At 40.3% G+C, this 1063-nt stretch carries 2 protein-coding genes; both read right to left on the bottom strand.

Features of this window, described 5'->3' with window-relative positions; translation table 11 throughout:
• Positions 1-542: hypothetical protein (locus ACWIGM_RS31575; protein ID WP_454029871.1), on the bottom strand; the 542-nt coding region annotated here is incomplete at its 3' end.
• Positions 539-1012, bottom strand: a complete 474-nt coding sequence (locus ACWIGM_RS31570; protein ID WP_000414677.1) for a DUF6932 family protein — start codon at positions 1010-1012, stop codon at positions 539-541. The genes ACWIGM_RS31570 and ACWIGM_RS31575, both read right to left, overlap by 4 nt.
• Positions 1013-1063 lie beyond the last annotated feature (51 nt).

Here is a 1063-nt window from a genome sequence, read left to right as displayed (position 1 = left end):
GCTGTTGATTGCGAACCAATTTCGGCAATTTTAGCCGTGAATGTTTCTTCATCAATGGATGAGAGTAGTGCAAAAATCTCCTTAACAGCATGACTGGATACTGTTTCGATGAGCTCGCAAGAACCAGTAGAAAAAGTAACACCTAACTTCGTCGAACCTGGACGCAAGTCTGCCAATCTCATGTCTAATGATTTTTTAACATCAATCGGCACACGACTAGAATCTTTCCCAGATCCAAGTCGGTAAACTGCTTTCTGTACAAGGGATGCGAGATTACCTGAAATTACAGATAGAATATCTAACGGAATAGACCCGAAATCGACCAAAACACCTTTTAATCTCAACTCCATGAAATCACGTAAAGGATGTTGGTTATCGATTGCACGTTGTCTCTCTCGGAGATCGCTCAGATGGGAGTCAAGTGATCTAAATATAATGTCATCAGCAAATGATCTCCCCTTATTTTGAGCAAGCAGATCCACATCGCGTTGAATGAACGCAATTCGCTCCTTGAGGGAGTTGAATGTTTTTTCTTCGCTCATAACATTACCCTCACGAGGCCTTTAGGATTCTCCTTCCGATCAAAACCAAACCACCCTCTCCAGTAACTTCGCCTTTCACTATAATCGATTTCTGGATGATTTTCAGGCAGCAAAAGAACGTCAATGCTGTAGTTTTCTTTAATAAAATCTCTATTTAACAATGAGCTGACCAATGGCATCAGCGTGTTTGGCAAAGAGTTTAGGGCCAAATAATCGACGACCACGAGTATATCTATGTCATCAGGTTCAGGTTTCTCTGTAGTGAATGAACCATCGATCCACACTTCAGAGAAACATAGACACTGCTGATTAACAAGTTTAAATTGCTCAATAAGCTGTATAAAATTACAGTATAGCATACTTCTTCTAACGGATTTTGGGAAGGTGTCGACACAAAGAGACTTGATGCCATCACTATCCATATCATGAAATCCTGCTGTAAGAAGAGGTGGGAAGCTAGGCTTTTCCATCCTAAGTCCTTGTTTATGCCATATAGTGTTCTATTTAATATTCTTGAAAAG

It is taken from the genome of Allobosea sp. NPDC055332, assembly GCF_053645455.1.
The sequence above is the reverse complement of the archived record's forward strand: the minus strand, read 5'-3'. Positions and strand labels throughout refer to the sequence as shown.